Source organism: Nocardia sp. CA-129566 (assembly GCF_050956075.1).
In the GTDB taxonomy this organism is placed as follows: domain Bacteria; phylum Actinomycetota; class Actinomycetes; order Mycobacteriales; family Mycobacteriaceae; genus Nocardia.
Map to the genome: position 1 here is coordinate 7,820,821 of NZ_CP192085.1, position 18,294 is coordinate 7,839,114.

The 18,294-nt window shown below is 65.2% G+C and carries 21 protein-coding genes and 1 tRNA gene; 13 read left to right on the forward strand and 9 right to left on the reverse strand.

Annotated features, from left to right (window positions below):
• Positions 1-115: 115 nt before the first annotated feature.
• The gene (locus ACQP0C_RS34715) at positions 116-1,030 is read right to left on the reverse strand and encodes a sigma-70 family RNA polymerase sigma factor (RefSeq protein ID WP_433726969.1); all 915 of its coding nucleotides are present in this window, start codon (positions 1,028-1,030) and stop codon (positions 116-118) included.
• A gap of 145 nt (positions 1,031-1,175) precedes the next feature.
• Between ACQP0C_RS34715 and ACQP0C_RS34720 the strand changes: the two genes are divergently transcribed.
• Together ACQP0C_RS34720 and ACQP0C_RS34725 are read left to right on the forward strand one after the other, a co-directional pair.
• Positions 1,176-2,888, forward strand: coding sequence for an MFS transporter (locus ACQP0C_RS34720; RefSeq protein ID WP_433726971.1), 1,713 nt, complete (start codon positions 1,176-1,178; stop codon positions 2,886-2,888).
• Positions 2,889-3,329: 441 nt separating this feature from the next.
• Positions 3,330-3,554 carry a hypothetical protein gene (locus ACQP0C_RS34725; RefSeq protein WP_433726973.1) on the forward strand — a complete coding sequence of 75 codons (225 nt, stop codon included), beginning with the start codon at positions 3,330-3,332 and terminating at the stop codon, positions 3,552-3,554.
• A gap of 536 nt (positions 3,555-4,090) precedes the next feature.
• Here ACQP0C_RS34725 and ACQP0C_RS34730 read toward each other — a convergent pair.
• Positions 4,091-4,531, reverse strand: a complete 441-nt coding sequence (locus ACQP0C_RS34730) for a MarR family winged helix-turn-helix transcriptional regulator (protein ID WP_433726975.1) — start codon at positions 4,529-4,531, stop codon at positions 4,091-4,093.
• 60 nt (positions 4,532-4,591) lie between these two features.
• Here ACQP0C_RS34730 and ACQP0C_RS34735 point away from each other — a divergent pair, with 60 nt between their 5' ends.
• From ACQP0C_RS34735 to ACQP0C_RS34745, 3 genes are all read left to right on the forward strand, one after another.
• Positions 4,592-5,113, forward strand: a complete 522-nt coding sequence (locus tag ACQP0C_RS34735; protein WP_433726977.1) for an anthrone oxygenase family protein — start codon at positions 4,592-4,594, stop codon at positions 5,111-5,113.
• Positions 5,114-5,212: 99 nt separating this feature from the next.
• The gene (locus tag ACQP0C_RS34740; RefSeq protein WP_433726979.1) at positions 5,213-5,938 is read left to right on the forward strand and encodes a helix-turn-helix domain-containing protein; all 726 of its coding nucleotides are present in this window, start codon (positions 5,213-5,215) and stop codon (positions 5,936-5,938) included.
• Positions 5,939-6,022: 84 nt separating this feature from the next.
• Entirely contained in the window at positions 6,023-6,436 is a 414-nt protein-coding gene (locus ACQP0C_RS34745) for a VOC family protein (RefSeq protein ID WP_433726981.1), read from the forward strand.
• Positions 6,437-6,743: 307 nt separating this feature from the next.
• Here ACQP0C_RS34745 and ACQP0C_RS34750 read toward each other — a convergent pair whose 3' ends face one another.
• Positions 6,744-7,160 (reverse strand): oxidoreductase, encoded by a 417-nt coding sequence (locus ACQP0C_RS34750; protein WP_433726983.1) that lies wholly within the window; start codon positions 7,158-7,160, stop codon positions 6,744-6,746.
• 301 nt (positions 7,161-7,461) lie between these two features.
• Positions 7,462-7,535: transfer RNA gene (locus tag ACQP0C_RS34755), tRNA-Met, on the reverse strand.
• A gap of 101 nt (positions 7,536-7,636) precedes the next feature.
• Here ACQP0C_RS34755 and ACQP0C_RS34760 point away from each other — a divergent pair.
• Positions 7,637-8,050 (forward strand): VOC family protein, encoded by a 414-nt coding sequence (locus tag ACQP0C_RS34760; RefSeq protein WP_433726985.1) that lies wholly within the window; start codon positions 7,637-7,639, stop codon positions 8,048-8,050.
• 1 nt (position 8,051) lies between these two features.
• Here ACQP0C_RS34760 and ACQP0C_RS34765 read toward each other — a convergent pair whose 3' ends face one another.
• Positions 8,052-8,792: a hypothetical protein gene (locus ACQP0C_RS34765; protein ID WP_433726986.1), complete on the reverse strand. Its 741-nt coding sequence runs from the start codon at positions 8,790-8,792 to the stop codon at positions 8,052-8,054.
• A gap of 34 nt (positions 8,793-8,826) precedes the next feature.
• Entirely contained in the window at positions 8,827-9,315 is a 489-nt protein-coding gene (locus ACQP0C_RS34770) for a MarR family winged helix-turn-helix transcriptional regulator (protein WP_433726988.1), read from the reverse strand.
• Positions 9,316-9,395: 80 nt separating this feature from the next.
• Between ACQP0C_RS34770 and ACQP0C_RS34775 the strand changes: the two genes are divergently transcribed.
• Positions 9,396-10,613: an FAD-dependent oxidoreductase gene (locus ACQP0C_RS34775; RefSeq protein WP_433726990.1), complete on the forward strand. Its 1,218-nt coding sequence runs from the start codon at positions 9,396-9,398 to the stop codon at positions 10,611-10,613.
• Positions 10,614-10,680: 67 nt separating this feature from the next.
• Here the strand turns inward: ACQP0C_RS34775 and ACQP0C_RS34780 are convergent, their stop codons facing one another.
• Positions 10,681-12,219 carry a flavin-containing monooxygenase gene (locus tag ACQP0C_RS34780; RefSeq protein ID WP_433734732.1) on the reverse strand — a complete coding sequence of 513 codons (1,539 nt, stop codon included), beginning with the start codon at positions 12,217-12,219 and terminating at the stop codon, positions 10,681-10,683.
• Between the two features lie 96 nt (positions 12,220-12,315).
• Here ACQP0C_RS34780 and ACQP0C_RS34785 point away from each other — a divergent pair, with 96 nt between their 5' ends.
• Complete coding sequence (locus tag ACQP0C_RS34785) at positions 12,316-13,353, forward strand: AraC family transcriptional regulator (protein ID WP_433726992.1); 1,038 nt, start codon at positions 12,316-12,318, stop codon at positions 13,351-13,353.
• Here the strand turns inward: ACQP0C_RS34785 and bla are convergent.
• Positions 13,337-14,251, reverse strand: a complete 915-nt coding sequence (gene bla, locus ACQP0C_RS34790; protein ID WP_433726994.1) for a class A beta-lactamase — start codon at positions 14,249-14,251, stop codon at positions 13,337-13,339. The genes ACQP0C_RS34785 and bla overlap by 17 nt on opposite strands.
• Before the next feature lie 83 nt (positions 14,252-14,334).
• The gene (locus ACQP0C_RS34795) at positions 14,335-14,529 is read right to left on the reverse strand and encodes a hypothetical protein (protein WP_433726996.1); all 195 of its coding nucleotides are present in this window, start codon (positions 14,527-14,529) and stop codon (positions 14,335-14,337) included.
• 155 nt (positions 14,530-14,684) lie between these two features.
• Here ACQP0C_RS34795 and ACQP0C_RS34800 point away from each other — a divergent pair, with 155 nt between their 5' ends.
• From ACQP0C_RS34800 to ACQP0C_RS34820, 5 genes are all read left to right on the forward strand, one after another.
• Positions 14,685-15,242: an RNA polymerase sigma factor gene (locus ACQP0C_RS34800; protein WP_433726998.1), complete on the forward strand. Its 558-nt coding sequence runs from the start codon at positions 14,685-14,687 to the stop codon at positions 15,240-15,242.
• Positions 15,239-15,919 carry a Rieske 2Fe-2S domain-containing protein gene (locus tag ACQP0C_RS34805; protein ID WP_433727000.1) on the forward strand — a complete coding sequence of 227 codons (681 nt, stop codon included), beginning with the start codon at positions 15,239-15,241 and terminating at the stop codon, positions 15,917-15,919. Before ACQP0C_RS34800 ends, ACQP0C_RS34805 begins: the two co-directional genes overlap by 4 nt.
• Positions 15,920-15,995: 76 nt before the next feature.
• On the forward strand, positions 15,996-16,481 hold the full coding sequence (locus tag ACQP0C_RS34810; RefSeq protein WP_433727002.1) for a cupredoxin domain-containing protein: 486 nt from the start codon (positions 15,996-15,998) through the stop codon (positions 16,479-16,481).
• On the forward strand, positions 16,478-17,428 hold the full coding sequence (locus tag ACQP0C_RS34815; protein ID WP_433727004.1) for a metallophosphoesterase family protein: 951 nt from the start codon (positions 16,478-16,480) through the stop codon (positions 17,426-17,428). The genes ACQP0C_RS34810 and ACQP0C_RS34815 overlap by 4 nt, the downstream gene beginning before the upstream one ends.
• Positions 17,429-17,501: 73 nt before the next feature.
• The gene (locus tag ACQP0C_RS34820; protein ID WP_433727006.1) at positions 17,502-18,257 is read left to right on the forward strand and encodes a flavodoxin family protein; all 756 of its coding nucleotides are present in this window, start codon (positions 17,502-17,504) and stop codon (positions 18,255-18,257) included.
• Positions 18,258-18,294: the final 37 nt, after the last annotated feature.

Genomic DNA, 18,294 nt, shown 5'->3' on the forward strand with positions numbered 1-18,294 from the left:
TCGATCGTCGACCAGTCGAAGGCCGCGGCGAGCAGTCGTGGCACGGGCGGGCGCGGTGGCCCGACGGCTGCCACTAACGCGACACCGCATATCGCTGGCGAAAGTTGTTCCGGCGCTAGGCTTCGGGCCTCGGCGGCTGCGTCACATCGGGCACGGCGAGCGAGATGGTGGCGAGGCGTTGGGGGTCGGCGATGATGTCGATAGTGGCGATGTGGTGGTCGGTGATGGTGAAGGCGAGTAGGCAGTCCAGGATTCCGTTGGGGGCGACGACCAGTCCGACATGGCCGTCGATCAGGGCGGGGCGGGTGTAGCGGGCGCGGGCGGAGAACATCAGGGCGCTGGCGGTGACGCGACGCGCGCCGTGCATACGTACCGGTTGTCCGCTGGGTGCGGCGACGCCATCGGCATGTAGTTCGACATTCGGGTCGAGTACGGCGATGAGCGCGTCGAAATCACCGGCGCGGGCGGCCTTGAGGAAGGCGTCGACGACGGGGCGTTCATCGGCGATGGTGCGGTCGGTATCGGCCACGGATGTGCCACGGACGCGGCGGCGGGCGCGGGCGGCCAGTTGCGCGGCCGCGGCCGGGGTGCGGCCGATGATGGGGGCGAGTTCGGCGAAGGGCAGATCGAACAGATCGTGCAATACGAAGGTCAGCCGCTCGGCGGGGGTAAGGGTATCGAGCACGACCAGCAGTGCGAGCCCGACCGAGTCGGCCATTACCGCCTCTTCTTCGGGATCCACGGTGTCTGCGGGCACGACGGGCAGATCGGCCGGTAGCGCGCCGACCAACTCTTCGCGGCGTGCCGTGCGGGCGCGCAATATGTCCAGGCAGATATGGGCGACGACGGCGGTCAACCAACTGCGCAGATCGCGCACGCCCGCGGTGTCGGCGCGGTCCAGCCGCAGCCATGCCTGCTGGACCGCGTCATCGGCCTCCGTCGCCGACCCCAGCATCCGGTAGGCGACGGCGGTGAGGTGGGCGCGGTGGTCTTCGAAACGCTGCCCGAGCCACTGGGTCTCATCGGTCATCGGCGCTATCTCCTTCCCGTCCCGATCCGCCTGTCATGTCGACGGGTCGTGATCCGTCATATCTATGACGACCGAAACCGGGGTGACATGACACGCCAGCGGAATCGGATCCGCCTCGCTTGGGCCGAACGGGAAGGGCGAGCTGATGCAGAAGATATCCGACATCCCCGATACCCGACCCGACCTCTCGACACAGGTCTCGGTCGAGCCGACGCCGGATCGGCGGCGCTGGCTCGCCTTGGTGGTGCTGCTGGTGGCCGGGTTCATGGATCTGCTCGATGTGACGATCGTGAACGTCGCACTGCCGACGATACAGCGGGATCTGGACGCCCCATACGCGGATCTGGAGTGGGTGGTGTCGGGTTATCTGCTCGGGTTCGCGGCGCTGCTGATCACCGGTGGCCGACTCGGCGATCTATTCGGCCGCAAAACCATCCTGCTGGTCGGACTTACCCTTTTCACGGTGGCCTCGCTGGCGTGCGGGATCGCCGCGGGACCCACCTGGCTGATCACCGCACGGGTGGTCCAGGGCGCCACGGCCGGGCTGATGATCCCGCAGATTCTGGCGATCATGCAGGTGTCGTTCCCGATCGCCGAGCGCGGCAAGGTGCTCGGCATCTGGGGCGGCGTGCTGGGCTCGGCGTCGGTGGCCGGATTGATCGTGGGCGGAATCCTGGTGCAGGCCGATCTGTTCGGCTGGGCGTGGCGGCCGATCTTCCTGGTCAATGTGCCCGTCGGACTGCTCGCCATTCCGGCGGCGATGGTCCTGGTGCGACAGTCGCGCTCGGCCACCGCGGACCGACTGGATCCGATCGGAACCGTGCTCGCGATCGGCGCGGTGCTGCTGCTGGTGTATCCGCTGACGGAGGGTCGCGCCCTGGGCTGGCCGGTATGGGCATTCGGGTTGATGGCCGCATCCGCGCTGGTCCTCGCGGTATTCGTGATCTTCGAGCGGCACCGGATCGCGACGGTCGGATCACCGCTGGTGGTGCTGGATCTGTTCCGGGCCCGCTCCTTCACCGCTGGCATGGCCGTGTGGCTGTTGTTCTGGATCGCGCTCGGCGGCTACTTCCTGGTGTGGACGCTGTATCTGCAAGCGGGGCTGGGCTGGACCGCGCTGCGGGCCGGGTTGAGCGCAGCGCCGTTCGCGGTGGCCGCGGCCGCCGGAGCCGCGACCAGCGTGCAGGTGTTCGTGCCGCGCTACGGGCGGATGGTCATGTTCGCCGGCGCGCTGATCAATGCCGCCGGATTCGGCATGTACCTGTATCTGGCCGCGCACTACGGTTCCGGCATCACCTCCCTGCAGATGTTCGTGCCACTCGCGGTCAGCGGATTCGGATTCGGAGTCTTCGTCGCTCCCGCCGTCGACCTGATCCTGTCGGGCGTTTCCGCGCATGATGCCGGGTCCGCGTCCGGGCAGCTGTCGACGATCCAACAGGTCGGCATGGCACTCGGTGTCGCGCTGGCGGGGGTATTCTTCTTCGCCCAACTCGACCAGACCTCCGCCCACGGCAGCACCGCAGCAATCCCCGCCCTGCGGCAACAACTCACCCAGCTCGACGTCCCGGCCTCCACCCAAGAGCAGATCCTCACCCATTTCCGTGCCTGCGTCCACGATCGCTCCGCCGCAACCGACCCCACCGCCGTACCGGCCAGCTGCCAGCCCCCAGCCGGGCAACCGTTCGCCGAACCGCTCCAGCAGGCGCTCACCCAGGCCGGACTACAAGCCAACGCGCACAACATGTCTCGCACCTTCGCCCAAACCCTGTGGTGGGCAATAGGCATACTGATCGCGATTGCCGCAGGAGTGTTCGCGCTCCCGAAGCGATTGTCCGCACCTGATCTCGCGAAGCTTTGATCAATCGGTGAAATACGTTGGCCTGGTAGAGAGTTCGGACTTGCAGGTCCTACCATCGATGTAGCAGCGGCCGATTCGGCGATCCGGTGTGGCGATATGGACCGCCGGCCGCGCTCGCAGAGCCGCACGGTGCTCGCCGAGGCCGCGGCCCGGTTTTACCGGATCGAATGCCGAGCGCTGTGGCATCCATCCCCCTCCGCTCGGTTCTCGCGCGGCACACCAGCACGAAAACGACGACCACCGCAAGCACCACCAGCGCAGTCGCCCACCAGCTGAACGGTCGAGTGGCGGCCCCACCCGCCGCCAGCGCGGCACCAGCGGTCAGCAACGCCACGCGCCGCCGGAATAGTGGTGAAGTAACAGCCGCTCGGGCACCGGCGATCTTCGCTGTAGATCGTTCGCACTAGGCGAATTATCCAGCGAGTCAGGAGATTTACTTTGATGCAACGTCGAATCGCTTTCGTACTAGTCGGTTTCGCCGCTCTGCTCACCCCGGTAAGCGCGGCCAACGCCACCGCCGGGTTGCCGCTCACAGCGGCCGACGAGGCGCCCGCGACCCAGCAGACGACCGCCGACACCATCGGGACACCCATGGAAACCGGAAGCGCGAGTGGTTCCTCGGAGATCTTGCGCTGCCTGGCGGGCCAGATCCCCAGCTGCCTCTAGCTCACGGCAGGGCACCGGCCGTCCGCCGGTGCCCATTTGTTTATGTCCAAACGTGTTGTGCCCTACTAATTTTCAGCACTGGACAGGACATGGGATTCAAGACGGCCGGGCCGATTCGCCGCGATGCACCGGCGCCCCGTACGGGTCGGGCGTTTGATCGTGATCACGGCGGTGGTGGCCGGGTACGCGACGATCGGCGGAATCTGTTGTGGTGCACGGTCATACGAAAGGTCGGCAGCGGAAGAGGATTTCGGCACACTACCGCCGCAAAACCGACGCTAGCTGTCCGCAATCGGCCCGTGCAAGACAGGCGGCGCGATTTGATCATTCGATGCGGCTTTTACGCTGTCTCACAATGGGCTTCACTGCCGCCTCACACATGCTCGCTTTTTCAGCCCACGCCGACAGCTGGCGAGCGCACGACCCCGCACCGGGTCCGAATGATCCGGCAACCGACGTCAGCGGCATTGCAGCAATTCTGATGTCCCAGGGTTGGCCGTTGGCTGCTGTCGGGCAGTTGATCTGGTCCGCCAGCGCTATGGCGGTGGCGGGTTGGCGACTCGGGACAGCAAGTCGGCGAGCGTAATTCGCTCCTCGGGGGTCAGCCCCGCGAAGATGTCCTGCGCTGCGGTGTCGGCCAATTCGCGGGCTGCGTCGAAGGCCGTCCTGCCGGTCTCGGTCAAGCTCAGGTGGTATAGCCGCCGGTCGTGGGGCGACTGGGAGCGGACGATGAATCCGCGGCGGTCCAATTCGTCGACCGTGCGCACCATGCCTGCCTTGTCGCTGCCCAGGTCGGTGAGCAATTGCTTCTGTGTCGATATGCCGTCCCGGGCGAGCAACAGCATGACGCCGAAGTGTCGACCGCTGAGGCCGAGGGATGCTAGCGCCGTCGCCGCGACCGCCGCGGCTCGACGCTGCGCCTGGCGCAGCAGCAACCCCAGACGTAACTCAACCGAACTCGCATCGCCGCTAGACATTCCGCAATCCTATGATAGATTCATTTGAATCCGATTCATTAGGATCTATATGGAGTTGTCATGACCACACTCATCAACACCAAGCTCGCGACTTCCGCCCGGGCGATACCGGTTGTACGTTTGGCGGCAGTGCTTACCAGCGGTGTGCTCGCGGGTGCATTCGCCTATGGGTGGTTGATTGTGTTTCCCACGTTCTTCGATGTACCCACCGACATCCAGCTCGAGTTCCGGGTACCTCTGATGAACCGCAACGCCCCACTCATGCCGCCGCTGATGGCAGCGGTGCTGCTGAGTTGTGCGGCCTTGGCGACGATCGGCCGGGGGCGCGAGCGGCTGGTCGCAGCGGTGGCCGGTGCGTCGGCGCTGGCCTGCCTGCTTGTCACGTACTTCGGCAACGTGCCGCTCAATAAGCAGATCAAGACGTGGGACCCGGAAGCGCTGCCTGCCAACAGCGCGAGCGTGCTGCACCACTGGAACATCTACAACGATCTTCGCTCGATCGCCGCGCTCGCCCCATTCCTGTTGGTCGTAACCGTCCTGCTCCCCGCGATCACGCAGTCCGCTTCCGCCGAGAAGAGCTGAGCGGGCGAAGAAGCCGCGAAGACAAGCACGGGCGACGTAGCAGTGAGCGGCCTGGCGACTAAAGGTTTGACGGTACGGCGTGACCACTACATTCAGGCGATGCAACTCGAGCAGGCATGCCGGGCTTCGGGGATCGCGACGGTCGTCTGCAGCGAGCACACCGCGGCGCCGCGAGTGCACCGAGCGCTGCCGTCGCTCACCGCGCGGTTGGTGTTGAGCTTGGATGGCGGTTTCGACATCACCTACGAAGAACGCAGCGTCACGCGAAGAGCGGTCGTCGCCGGTCTGATGCGACCAGGTGTTCCCGTCCCCCTCCTCGGGCTGCGGACGCACCAACGCAGCGTTTACGTTGAACTGTCACCACAGGCGGCTCATCGGCTGCTGGGTGTTCCGCTGCGGATGCTCGACGCCGGCGGCGTGGACGCCGCGGACGTGGTGCCGTGGACGGATTCGCTGGCTGATGAATTGTCGGACTGCGCGAGCCACGCCGAGCGGGAACACCTCATGCGAGACCGTCTGCTACAACGGTTGATGGCGAACCCTGAGCTGCGCGCGACCGAGGCGTGGGCCGCAGTAAAGATGTTGAGGGAAAGCGGCGGGTGCCTGTCCACGGCGGAACTGGCGAGCAGAATGCACTTCAGCGAGCGGCAACTGCGACACGTCATGAACCGTGACACGGGCATTGGACCCAAGTTCGCTGCGCGGATCGCGCGATTGGGCGCCGGGCTCAAACGTGCCTCGGCCGGCGCGCCGTCGTGGTCTGTGGTCGCTGCCGAGCCGGCTTCTACGACCACAGTCACCTCGTCGGGGAATTTCACGCGCTGATGGGCACCAATCCGACGCAGTGGCTATCGGAGGAGCGCCGAAATCTCCAAGGCTGGCGCCACCACGGTGTCTGATCATGGTGCCATGCCAGAAACCCTGTTCCCGAAGCTGATCGTCGCGGACGCCGACGCAGCACTCCAGTTCTACATCGATGCGCTCGGCGCGGTCCTGAAGGTCCGCCATACCGATGACACCGGCCGGATCGTCCACGCCGAATTGGAATTGCACGGACACTACATCGCCGTGGCCGAAGCCGTCACGGATTGGGGGTGGTACTCGCCTTCAACCACGAACGGGTCACCAGTGCTGCTCACCGTGGTGTCCGGCGATCCGGACGGCGTGGCCCAGCGGATGTCCGATCGCGGCGCGAGGGTGATCGTGCCGATCGAGGACCGGCCGTATGGGAAACGTGAAGGTCGTCTCAGTGACCCGTACGGCCATCTGTGGATCATCAGCGGTGATCTCTTCGACCAAGCGGACGGCTACGACAGAGGATGAACTTCCCGATCTGACAAGCCTTTCGCGCAGCGAATGTGTATGCGAGGCAGAATAATACGGTGATCCGGCTCGTCGCGGTCAGCAAGAATCGACCACCTTATGTCGAGAACTACGGCTCCTCCGTAGAACGAGGTTACGGCCCGTGAATCGTCTCGGGTTTGATGCCGCTTCCGTCTGTCGAGAAGGGACGCAGTCCTTTTCGAGCATTCCCCAGTCGAGCAGCGTGAGCGTGCGGCGACGATGGTGCTCGATCACCTTGATGGGGGGATGCGGTGTGGTGGCAGCCGGTGAAACGCGCAACAAGCAGTCACGCCAGGTTGAACGGCAGTCCCTCGGGGACGAGGTCTTCGCTGTCGCCGTAGGCGCGCATGGCCACGGTCGCATCCCGAAAGTAGCGTGAAAGCCGACGACCCGCCGCACCGGTCATCCCCATGTCGGCGAGGGCATGGTCGAACAGCCGACAGCATATCTCGTCGAGCTCGACGTGTACGCCCATTCCGGCGTGAATGCGCTGCACGTAGGTCTCGTCGCCGTACCCGGCACGGTAGAGCGCGGGCCCGCCAAGGGCCTCGGCGAGATAAGCCGCAAGCCGCTCGTCATGCCACGCATGGATGTCGTGAGAGAAGGCATGCAGGGCGACGGGGTCTGCGCTGCACAACTCGTGCCAGCGTCGGCATAGAGCGAGCAGGGCATCGAAGCCGGCAAGCTCCTCGTAGGTCGTCATGCGGCGAGTATGTCGCGCTGCGGGCAGTACGTCTTGGAGAAATCGGAGCTTACTGCTGAACCGCCACACGGCGCGAACCGTCAGAGCGACGACGATCCAGTTGCTGCGGCGACGAACGACGTCGTATCGCCGGTGAGGGCATCGGCGCCAGTCTCAGTGCGCGGCTGGATAGCGTTCGCCAACACCCGGCAGAAGCTCCCGAACTGTCGTGTTCCCAGACAAAAGCGTCGAATAGGCGTCGAGTCACGTGGAAAAATGACCCAGGCCAGAGAGACCGTAGTCTCTCTAACCTGGATCTTTGTAGCGGGGACAGGATTTGAACCTGCGACCTCTGGGTTATGAGCCCAGCGAGCTACCGAGCTGCTCCACCCCGCGTCGGCAGAGGAAACGGTACCGCATGGTGGTGGTTGTTACCTAAACGCCTGGTGGGAAGGGATAACCGGCGGGTAGGTGGGGGTGGGTGCGAGCATGGGGGCATGCCTATTGCGACGAGTGCCATTGCCCATGTCCGGCTGACCGTTTGCGATATCGATCGGTCGCGGGCCTTCTACGAGAAGGTGTTCGGGTGGCCGGTTGCGCTCGAGGTGCCCGCCGATGCTGATGCGGCTACGCGGGAGCAGCTCGGATTTCTGTTCGGCGGGGTGATCTATCGGATGGAGCACGGGATGATCGGACTGCGGCCGGTCGGCACCGATAGCTTCGACGAAAACCGGGTCGGACTGGATCATCTCGCGTTTCCGCTCGGCTCCTTGGCCGAATTGGAAGCTGCCGCAGCGCATCTCGATGCCTGTGGGGTCGCGCGCGAGGATATCAAGGACATCGGGTTCAGCCATATCCTGGAGTTCCGCGACCCGGACAATATCGCGCTGGAGCTGATCGTCCGCAAGTAGGCTAGGTGGCGTTGGCGACCTTCTGTACCGCGGCGACGAAGAACTGCTCGAAGGCCGTCTGATCGAGCGAATCCTGGAGTGCGGCAACGCGCACCGCGACCGTCATGCCCCGCACCTCCGCATAACCCATATACGCGGCCGTGGTCATCGGCCCGCCCGCACCCGCCGTCGCGGTACTGCTCACGCGGTAGGCAATGGCGTTGGCGCCCTTCAGTTCCTGGGGCACGGACTGATTCTCGACGTGCTCGGTGGCGGTCACCGACTGACCGTCCAGGGTCGAGGTCATCTGGACCTGTCCGCACCGCTTGTTGCCATCGGCGATCCGCTGCAGATTTCCGGTTCGGCCCGAGACGAACTCGACGAACATCATGCTCGACTTACCGGTCGCGGCCGCGATCGATGACTGCCCGAGCAGTTCCTTGGTCGCCGCACCCAGATCCTGCTGCGTCGACCCGCATTCCGCCGGGGTGAAGGTGGCATTCTGCTGGATGGCCGAGACATCGCCGACGGCCGACTGGAGCTTGTCCTGCGGCAGATCCACTTTCGTCGTGCCCGAAGGGAATTCCGCCGGGGTCAAGACGAGCTGTTCCCGAGATGTGGTGGGCGCCGGTGAGTTCCAGCGATCCGCCGCATCCTCCTTGTCGCTACATCCGGCGACGAGCATCGCGCCTGCCGCCACTACCACTACCAACCCTGCGTTCCGCCGTCTGATCATGGCGGTGATCATGTCAGTGCCGACCATGGGCAATCCTTAACACCCACTTGCGGACGACAATTCAACGCTCGCCCAGATCCGCGATCCGGGTGCGGTGACGGTCTTGCAGTTCGCGTGACCGACGCAAAAAGTCCAGGACAGTTCGCAATTCGGCGGCACTGTAGCGCGCCACCTCCCCCGCGCCTTCCAGTGCGATCGGACCGTAGATCCGCATGGCTTCGGCCATTGCCCTATCGGTGATCCGAATGATGACCTTGCGCCGGTCACCGGGTTCGGGATGGCGCGCGACGTAGTCGAGTTTCGCGAGCCGGTCCAGCATGGTGGTGACGCTGCCGCTGGTCAGACTCAATTCGGCGGCGAGGGCACCGGGGGTGGATTCGCCGCCGAAGAGGATTTCCAGGCAGCGCAGGTCGGTGCGGTTGACGCCGAGATGGGTCGCGGCGGCCTGGTCGACGGCGTCGACCGCGGCCTGCAGCGCCTGCGCCTCGCGGCCGACCTCGGCACGCAGTTCGGCCAGCTCATCCGGGGCATCGGATTTTTCTCTTGACATTCAAGCCTCTTGATAGTCAAACTACTAATGTCTTGATAGCCAAGATACCGCAGCGTCAAGAGAGATTCGGGAGACACCCCATGAAGAAGGCACTGATCATCGGCGGCGGGATCGCCGGGCCGGTCACCGCGATGGCATTGCAGCAGGCGGGCTTGGAGCCCATCGTGTGCGAGACCTACGAGGAGGCGGCGGCCGGGCAGATCGGCGCATATCTGACGGTCGCGGTGAACGGCCTGTCGGCACTGGCATTGCTGGACGCGCATCATGTGGTGACCGAGATCGGGCATCCGACCGCCACGCTGTCCTTCTCGACCAGCGCGGGTAAGCACATCACCGATATGCCGATCGGCGGCACACTGCCGGATGGAACCGTCACCCACAGCATCAAGCGCCGCGATATGTATCGGGCGCTCAATGCCGAGGCGACGCGGCGCGGGGTGCGGTTCGAATACGGCAAGCGGCTGGTGGATGCGATCTCGACCGCCGATGGCGTCCGCGCGACCTTCGCGGACGGCACCACGATCGAGGCCGACGTACTCATCGGCGCCGATGGAATCCGCTCCCGCACCAGGGAAATCATCGATCCCGCCGCGCCGAAGGCGCATTTCCTCGGCATCTACGGACTCGGCGGGTTCGTCACCGATGCGGCCCTGCACCGGGAACTCGGATTGCGCCCCGGCGTGTACAGCATGATCTTCGGGAAGAAGGCGTTCTTCGGATACTTCGTCGCGCCGGACGGCGAGATCTGGTGGTTCGCCAATATGCCTCGGACGCAGGAGCTTTCAGCGCAGGATTCGGCCAGCGCGGCGCAGTGGCGGGCACAGCTGGTCGAATTGCTCTCGGCGGATCGCGGTCCCGCGGCCCGGATCGTCGCCGCCACCACCGATGACACTTTCGTTTCCGCCTTCAACCAATACGACATGCCGACGGTCGCCACCTGGCACAACGACAAGATGGTCATTGTCGGCGATGCCGCGCATGCGGTGGCCTCATCGTCCGGCCAGGGTGTGTCGATGGCGGTGGAAGACGCGGTGACGCTGGCGATCTGCCTGCGCGATATTCCGGACACCGCGGCGGCCTTGGCCGCCTTCGAGGACCGCCGCCGCGAACGCGTCGAGCGGGTGGTCGCCCACGGCGCGCAAACCAGTAGCGACAAGGCATCCAGCGGGCTGGGCCGCCTGCTGGTCCGCCTGCTCACACCCTATTTTCTGAAGAAGGCCGCCAAAACTGGCGTCACCCCCCTGAACTGGATGTTCGACCACCGAATCAACTGGACACCACAGCCCGTACCCCGCTGACGCAAACTGTGTGATGACTCCGCATAGGGTGCACGCTATGCGGGATAACCACCGGCTATGCGACGGGTCAGTGGGTAACCGAGAGCTCGGCGTGACGGACGGCCGAGCGCGGGGTGGGAGCCAGCGTCTTGTGCAGACTGGTGCGCATTGTCGTGGCCGAGTCGAGCAGATAGTTCTGCCGCACCTTCCACGGATGCCGATCACCCTGACGCGGGAAGTCGCCGATCGAGCGCTGGATATATCCGGAGGCCAGATCGAGTAGCGGGCGCTCGTCGAGCTCGCCTTCCGGCTTCGGCACCACGGCCTCATAGTCGTTGCGGTCCAGGTGGTTGATGACCTTGCAGACCAATCGGGAGGTCAGATCGGCACGCAATGTCCAGGAGGCATTGGTGTAGCCGATGCAGACCGCGAAATTGGGCACGCCGGTGAGCATCGCACCCTGCCAGACGAATTGCTCGGAGAGCGGCACCGGCCGCCCGTCGACCTGCGGGGCGATACCGCCGAAGGCCAGCAGCTGCAGTCCGGTCGCGGTGACCACGATATCCGCCTCCAGGATTCGGCCGGACTTCAGTCGGATCCCTTCGGGCACAAAGGTTTCGATGTGATCGGTGACGACCTCGGCCGTGCCCTTCTTCATCGCCTTGAAGAAGTCGGCATCGGGTACGGCGCACAGCCGCTGATCCCACGGGTCGTAGTCGGGCGTGAAGTGTTCGGCAACCGCGTTGCGGTCCTTCAGGATTCGGGTCGTCAAACCGGTGAGCAGTTTGCGCGCGGCCTCGGGACGTCGGCGGCAGTACTGGTAGAAACCAATGCTGAACAGGATCTTCTTGGTGCGGATGACCCGGTGCGCCAACTGCGGCGGGAGCAGCTCACGGATCTTGTCGGCCTGCTTGTCCCGGCCGGGGACGGCGCTGATCCAGGTCGGTGAGCGCTGCAGCATGGTCACCAGCTCGGCCTGCTCGGCCATGGCAGGCACCAGCGTGACGGCCGTCGCACCACTGCCGATGACCACGACTCGTTTGCCGGTGTAGTCGAGATCCTCGGGCCAGAACTGCGGATGCACGACCTGTCCGGAGAAGGAGTCGATGCCGGGAAATTCTGGGGAGTGGCCCTGGTCGTAGTTGTAATAACCGGCACAGACATAGAGGAAGTTGCAGGTCAGCGTGCGGCGCGCGGTGACACCCGCGGCGCCGCGCTGCTCGAGGGTGAGCGTCCAGCGCGCCGATTCGGTGGACCAGTCGGCGCCGACCACCTTGGTGCTGTAGCGGATGTGCCGGTCGATGCCGAACTCCGCGGCCGTTTCCTTGACGTAGCGCAGGATCGATGGACCATCGGCGATCGACTTCGCGTCGCGCCACGGCTTGAACGGATAGCCCAGTGTGAACATATCCGAATCCGAGCGAATCCCGGGGTAGCGGAACAGATCCCACGTCCCGCCCAGTGACGCGCGCGCCTCCAGCACCGCGTAGGTCTTGCCCGGGCATTCGGTCTGCAACCGGTACGCGGCGCCGATGCCGGACAGTCCGGCGCCGACGATCACGATATCGAGGTGGTCCGGAAGTACGGCGGTCTCGGTCCCACCCACTACCGGGCCACCATCGGTCATCGAATTGCTGCGCGATGCTCGCCTCATTACTCCAGTCTGCGAGGGCAGCGTACCGGATTCTTGACTTTGCGCGACAAGTATTTGATTCTGAGCGACATGTCGGTGATTCGGTCCGCGGGGCTGCGCGGGTTCCGCGCGACGGTGGCCGAGCTCGGCGGTAATGCGGAGGACTTCGCCACCACCGTCGGGCTGCCGATCGCCGCCCTCGATACCGACGATCTGCTGGTACCGGATCAGGCGGTCGCCGCGGCGCTGGAGCTGGCCGCGCATCGACTCGACTGTCCCGATCTCGGCCTGCGCATCTCGCGGCGGCAGGATCTCGATATGCTCGGCCCGCTGGCCCTGGCCATCCGGAATTCACCGACCCTCGCCGATGTCCTCGAATGCTGTTCGCGCTATCTGTTCCTGCACGCGCGCTCGCTGCACCTCACGCTCGAACCCGATCCCTACGGCGATCGCGGCGTGATCGCGCTGCGATACGGAATCCAGCCCGGCCTGCCGACACCGGTGCAGGGCACCGATCTCGGGCTGGCCTTCGTGCACCGCACCTGCCAACGGCTGGTGGACGAGCGGTACGGGCTGCGCTCGGTCGAACTGCCATATCGGCCCGTCGCGCCGATCCGGGTCTATGAGGAGTTCTTCGGCGCGCCCGTGCGAGTCGAGCGCCCCGCAGCGGTATTGCGCATGCCGAGCCGCCTGGCGTCGCTGTCGCTGAGCGGCGGCGATGAGAACCTGCACCGCTTGGCCATGGCATTCCTGGCCGAACAATCCGGCGGCGCGGATGCCGCCATCGCGCCGAAGGTCCGCGCCGCCGTCCAACAGCTGCTGGGTACCTCACCACCGGAAATCACCGCTGTCGCAAGACTTTTGACAATTCATCCGCGCACCCTGCAACGTCGCCTCGCCGCCGAGGACAGCTCCTTCGCCACCATCGTGGATACCGTGCGCCGCGCCGAGGCCCGCCGCTACCTCACCACCACCGATATGCCGATGAGTCAGGTCGCCTCGCTGATCGGACTCTCCGAACAGGCCACCTTCACCCGATGCTGCCGAAGATGGTGGGGCACAACACCTACCGTTGTTCGGCGCGAAGCGGCGCAGCAGCGGCCGACCGGGCTCACCGCACCGATGTGACGGCCTCCCTGGTCGCCTCCGCGATCAATGCGTTGTCCGCCTTGGCATCTGGACTGGTATGAGTGGTCAGCACGGCGAGCACGATCGGTGCCGCGCTGCCGGTGGGCCAGGTGACGGCCACATCATTGGCCGATCCGTAGTCTCCGGTGCCGGTCTTGTCACCGGTCTTCCATTCGGCGGGCAGGCCAGCGCGAATGCGGCTATCGCCGGTGGTGGTGGCGACCAACCATGCCGTCAGCCGCGCACGCTCGGGCGCGGCGAGTGCGTCACCGACGGTGAGCGCCCGATAGTCGGCCGCGATCGCCGCTGGTGTGGTGGTGTCGCGTTCGTCGCCGGGGATGGCGGTATTGAGCTGGGGCTCCCAGCGATCCAGTCGGGAAACCTGGTCGCCGATGGATCGCAGGAACTGGGTCAGGGCCTGCGGGCCGCCGAGCAGTTTCAGCAGCTCGTTGCCCGCGGCGTTATCGCTGCGGGTGATCGCCGCATCACACAATTCCGATACCGACATACCGCTCTCGATTCGGGTACCGGTGACCGCCGAACCGCCCGCGGCCGCGATATCCGCCTCGGTGAAATGGATGATCTGATCGAAATACCCGGTGGCGAGCGGATGCTCGCGCAGCAGCGCGGCGCAGGCGAGTGTCTTGAAGGTCGACATCATCGCGAACCGCTCGTCCTGGCGGTAGCCGACGGTCTTGCCCGAACCGGTATCGACGGCGAATACGCCGAGCCGAGCCGCATGCTGCTGCTCGAGGCCGCTCAGCTGGGCCGCGGCGGCCACCGTGGTCGGTGCTGCCGGGGCCGGCCCCGTCGACTCGCTCCCGCACGCACCGATGAGGGGCAGCAGCGCCATCGTCAACAGGATGGACCTCGCGCCGCTTCTACCGATCTTTGTCATGGCCACACGACAACACAGGACCGGTACAACTGTCCAAGACCAATGTGCCCGAAAGCCGATATCGCCACCGATATCGCCGCAGCTCAATCCCCCTTTCGCAGCCCGTTATCCGGCGCGCTCGGGCCGAAAATCACGGCGAATGGCTCAGCTGCCAGGACGCTCACGGCATGGGCACGAACCTCCACCACGACCTCGTCGGCCGCCGGATCCGGCTCGGGCAGACCATCCGTCAGCCGCAATCGGCCACATGCCGTCGAATCGGTGATGAAACCGCGCATGCCCACTTCCTCCCGACCGGCCGAGCCATCCGGCCCGACAGCGCAACCGTTCGCACCCGAATCCGGCTCACCCGATCGGTGGGGGTGTAACTTGCGTCGGTATCTGGTTGTGGACGAGGTGACTGGTCCGCAACTGGATTCGGAAGGCACGATTCATGCAGGGACGGGCGAGGTCCGCGAGAACCGCGGCCCCGAGGACCGGGCGGGAGCTGCGGGTGGTGTCCGAGGACACGTACACCGATTGGCATGCGGTCTACCAGGACAATGTCGGGTGGGTGTACGGGTTGATGTTGGCCAAGGTCGGCAATCGCGCGGATGCGGAGGATCTCACCGGTGAGGTCTTCCTCGCGGCGTTGCGGCCGTTGCGGGTTTCGGCGAGCATCCCGGAGGTGCGGGCCTATTTGCGTGCCACCGCCAAGTCGGTGCTCGCGCAGCATTGGCGCAGACGCCTCGGATGCGAGATCACCACCATCGACGACGATATGCCGCAGGCCGACACCGCCGATCCCGAAACGAGCGATGCACCGGAGCGGGCGCGGGCGATGCTCGAGCAATTGCCCGAGCGATATCGCAGAATTCTGGAGCTGCGGTTTCTGCAGGGGTGTTCGGTGCGGGAGGCGGCGGCCGAGTTGGGGATCAGTGCCGTCAACGCGCGGGTATTGCAGCACCGAGCGCTGCGGATGGCGGCCCAGTTGGAAAGGAAACCGCGATGAGCGCCCGCGAACTGCGCCGGTACATCGACGCGCTACTGCGCGGCCGCAAGCCGAAGGACTTTCGCCCGGATCCGGATGAGGCCGCACAACTGCGAGTTGCGATCGAACTGCGGGCCGCGGAGCACGAAAATGAAACACCACGTGCGGAATTCGTCGAGGAGCTACGACAACGATTGGCCGCCGAGTTGGATAGTCCTGCCGATCAACAGGTTTCACCGATCGGCACACGCCGCCAGGTCATCGCTGGGACGTCGATCGCGGCGGCCGCCGCGGCCGCCGGTGTGGTCGTCGACCGCGCACTCACCCGCGGTCCCGGAAATCCGCCCGTCGCATCGACACTCGACCCCGTACAGGGCACCTGGCTGGCAGTCGCGTCGAGTTCCGATGTCGCCGAGGGGATGACGCGCCCCTTCGACGTCGGCACGGTGACCGGATTCATCCGCCGGGTACAGGGGGCGATCGCCGCGGTGTCCGGTGTGTGCACCCATCAGGGCTGCCGACTGTGGTTCGACAATGCCGACGACCGGCTGCGCTGCCCCTGCCATTCGACCTCGTTCACGGTTACCGGCCAGGTGCTGACCCATCAGCTGCCAATAGCGCCCGCACCGCTGCCGCAGCTGCGGGTTCGGGAAAATGCCGGTGTCATAGAGGTTTTCGCACCCACGAAGCCCGCGTGATGTAACACCGGCTCCTATCTGTCAGTGAACGGTTCGCGAGAGCGCGGATCACCGACAGACCTGGAGGCCTGGTGCCATGAGACCCGCCAGCACCGCTGCACGACTCGTCACGGCCGTGCTCGCCGCAATCCCGACCTTGCTGATCGCCACGGCCTGCGGCAGTTCGGCACCCGCGAACGACACCACACCAACGATCGGTTTCCACCAAACCGGCGGCACCACACCGGGTTTCCCGGGGCACGGGATGACCGGCACTGCCCCGACGGCGGCAGCCACGACCACGACCGCATCGTCCGCGGCCGCCGCGCCGACCGCGAATACCGTCGACATCCGGAATTTCGCATTCGCACCCGCGAAACTCACTGTCCCCGTCGGCACCACGGTGACCTGGACCAATAGCGATGAAGAACCGCATACCGTAGCGGCGAACGACTCGAGCTTCCGCTCCCCCGGCATGGGTCACGGCGCGACGTACACCTTCGTGTTCACCACACCGGGAACCTTCGACTACATCTGCACGATCCACCCGTTCATGCACGCCACCGTGGTGGTGACGAAATGACGCCGACCGACGATTACGACCCCCGCGACCCGCAGGCCATGACCCGCCGCCAATTGCTGCGCCACTCCGCCTGGTTCGGCGCCGCGGTCGGCTTGTCCGTCGTGGGAGGCGAAGTCATCTCGCAGGTGGCGGGCACCGCGGCCCGTGCCGACAGCACGCCGCGACCGGAACTACGTTTCGCCCAACTCAGCGATAGCCATCTCGGCTTCCAGGGCCCGGCGAACATCGATGTCACCGACACCTTCGCCGAGGCGATCGGCCAGATCAATGCCCTCGGCTACACACCGGATTTCGTGATCCACACCGGCGATCTCACCCATTTGGCCACCCCGGAACAATTCGATCAGGTGAAGCAGATGCTGACCGCGACGAATACTCCACACGTCTTCACCGTTCCCGGCGAACACGATTCGATCGACGACGCCGGGCAGAAATACCGCGCCGCCTTCGGCGCCGGGACTCGCGGGGACGGCTGGTACAGCTTCGATATCGCGGGCGTGCACGTGATCGCGTTGGTCAATACGCTCAATCTGAATCTGCTCGGCCATCTCGGCCAGGATCAACTGGAGTTCATTCGCAAGGATGTCGCACCGCTGTCCAGTGACACCCCGATCATCGTCTTCAGCCATATCCCGCTGTTCGCCATGTATCCGGACTGGGGCTGGGGTACCGACGACGCCACCCAGGCGTTGAGCTACCTGCGCCGCTTCGCATCGGTGACCTGTCTCAACGGCCATGTGCACCAACTGTTCACGAAGACCGAGGGCAATATCACCTTCCACAGCGGGACGACCACCGCCTACCCACTCCCCCATCCCGGCGACGGGCCCGCGCCCAAGCCGGTCACCCTCCCGGCGGGAAAGCTGCACGACGCGCTCGGCATTCGTGAGGTGAGCTTCGTTCGCGGCCAGCAGCAACTCGCCATCAGGGAGCAGCCCCTGAAATGAGCCGGTGCGCCCGGTCCCACCCAAATCTGAAGTAGCTACCAGTCTGAATGACCAGGTCTGACGAGTCCGTGACATGCCGGGCGAACTCCTTGTCGCGGCACCGGGACCGACCGACACTTCGGACATGACTACCTTCGACGATCTTCGCGCGCTGTTCATCAACTGCACGCTCAAGCCCTCTCCAGAGCCGAGCAATACGCAGGGTCTCATCGATGTCAGTGCCCGCATCATGGCGAAGAACGGGGTGCGGGTTTCGCATATCCGCGCCGTCGATCACGACATCGCGACCGGGGTCTGGCCAGATATGACCGAACACGGGTGGGCCACCGACGAATGGCCGGTGCTGCAGCAGCAGGTCATGGACGCCGACATTCTGGTGCTGGCCGGACCGATCTGGCTCGGCGACAACAGTTCGGTCACCAAACGCGTCATCGAACGGCTGTACGGAAATTCGTCGGTCCTCAACGAGCGCGGCCAGTACGCCTACTACGGCCGGGTCGGCGGCTGTCTCATCACCGGCAATGAGGACGGCGTCAAACACTGCGCGATGAATATCCTCTACAGCCTCCAACATCTCGGCTACACGATTCCGCCGCAGGCCGATGCCGGGTGGATCGGCGAGGCCGGACCCGGTCCGTCATATCTGGACCCCGGTTCCGGTGGCCCGGAGAACGACTTCACCAATCGCAACACCACCTTCATGACCTGGAACCTGCTGCATCTGGCCCGGATGCTCAAGGACAACAACGGCATCCCCGCACACGGCAATCAGCGCTCCGAATGGGACGCGGGCTGCCGATTCGACTTCGAGAATCCCGAATACCGGTAGAACTCAGCGCTTTTGCGCATGGTCAACCACAGTCGGA

What these genes read in the sequence shown, in the direction of transcription:
- ACQP0C_RS34715 (WP_433726969.1), bottom strand. Translation starts at nt 1,030, where the DNA reads ATGACCGATGAGACCCAGTGGCTCGGGCAGCGTTTCGAAGACCACCGC.
- ACQP0C_RS34720 (WP_433726971.1), top strand. Translation starts at nt 1,176, where the DNA reads ATGCAGAAGATATCCGACATCCCCGATACCCGACCCGACCTCTCGACA.
- ACQP0C_RS34725 (WP_433726973.1), top strand. Translation starts at nt 3,330, where the DNA reads ATGCAACGTCGAATCGCTTTCGTACTAGTCGGTTTCGCCGCTCTGCTC.
- ACQP0C_RS34730 (WP_433726975.1), bottom strand. Translation starts at nt 4,531, where the DNA reads ATGTCTAGCGGCGATGCGAGTTCGGTTGAGTTACGTCTGGGGTTGCTG.
- ACQP0C_RS34735 (WP_433726977.1), top strand. Translation starts at nt 4,592, where the DNA reads ATGACCACACTCATCAACACCAAGCTCGCGACTTCCGCCCGGGCGATA.
- ACQP0C_RS34740 (WP_433726979.1), top strand. Translation starts at nt 5,213, where the DNA reads ATGCAACTCGAGCAGGCATGCCGGGCTTCGGGGATCGCGACGGTCGTC.
- ACQP0C_RS34745 (WP_433726981.1), top strand. Translation starts at nt 6,023, where the DNA reads ATGCCAGAAACCCTGTTCCCGAAGCTGATCGTCGCGGACGCCGACGCA.
- ACQP0C_RS34750 (WP_433726983.1), bottom strand. Translation starts at nt 7,160, where the DNA reads ATGACGACCTACGAGGAGCTTGCCGGCTTCGATGCCCTGCTCGCTCTA.
- ACQP0C_RS34760 (WP_433726985.1), top strand. Translation starts at nt 7,637, where the DNA reads ATGCCTATTGCGACGAGTGCCATTGCCCATGTCCGGCTGACCGTTTGC.
- ACQP0C_RS34765 (WP_433726986.1), bottom strand. Translation starts at nt 8,792, where the DNA reads ATGGTCGGCACTGACATGATCACCGCCATGATCAGACGGCGGAACGCA.
- ACQP0C_RS34770 (WP_433726988.1), bottom strand. Translation starts at nt 9,315, where the DNA reads ATGTCAAGAGAAAAATCCGATGCCCCGGATGAGCTGGCCGAACTGCGT.
- ACQP0C_RS34775 (WP_433726990.1), top strand. Translation starts at nt 9,396, where the DNA reads ATGAAGAAGGCACTGATCATCGGCGGCGGGATCGCCGGGCCGGTCACC.
- ACQP0C_RS34780 (WP_433734732.1), bottom strand. Translation starts at nt 12,219, where the DNA reads ATGACCGATGGTGGCCCGGTAGTGGGTGGGACCGAGACCGCCGTACTT.
- ACQP0C_RS34785 (WP_433726992.1), top strand. Translation starts at nt 12,316, where the DNA reads ATGTCGGTGATTCGGTCCGCGGGGCTGCGCGGGTTCCGCGCGACGGTG.
- bla (WP_433726994.1), bottom strand. Translation starts at nt 14,251, where the DNA reads ATGACAAAGATCGGTAGAAGCGGCGCGAGGTCCATCCTGTTGACGATG.
- ACQP0C_RS34795 (WP_433726996.1), bottom strand. Translation starts at nt 14,529, where the DNA reads ATGCGCGGTTTCATCACCGATTCGACGGCATGTGGCCGATTGCGGCTG.
- ACQP0C_RS34800 (WP_433726998.1), top strand. Translation starts at nt 14,685, where the DNA reads ATGCAGGGACGGGCGAGGTCCGCGAGAACCGCGGCCCCGAGGACCGGG.
- ACQP0C_RS34805 (WP_433727000.1), top strand. Translation starts at nt 15,239, where the DNA reads ATGAGCGCCCGCGAACTGCGCCGGTACATCGACGCGCTACTGCGCGGC.
- ACQP0C_RS34810 (WP_433727002.1), top strand. Translation starts at nt 15,996, where the DNA reads ATGAGACCCGCCAGCACCGCTGCACGACTCGTCACGGCCGTGCTCGCC.
- ACQP0C_RS34815 (WP_433727004.1), top strand. Translation starts at nt 16,478, where the DNA reads ATGACGCCGACCGACGATTACGACCCCCGCGACCCGCAGGCCATGACC.
- ACQP0C_RS34820 (WP_433727006.1), top strand. Translation starts at nt 17,502, where the DNA reads ATGCCGGGCGAACTCCTTGTCGCGGCACCGGGACCGACCGACACTTCG.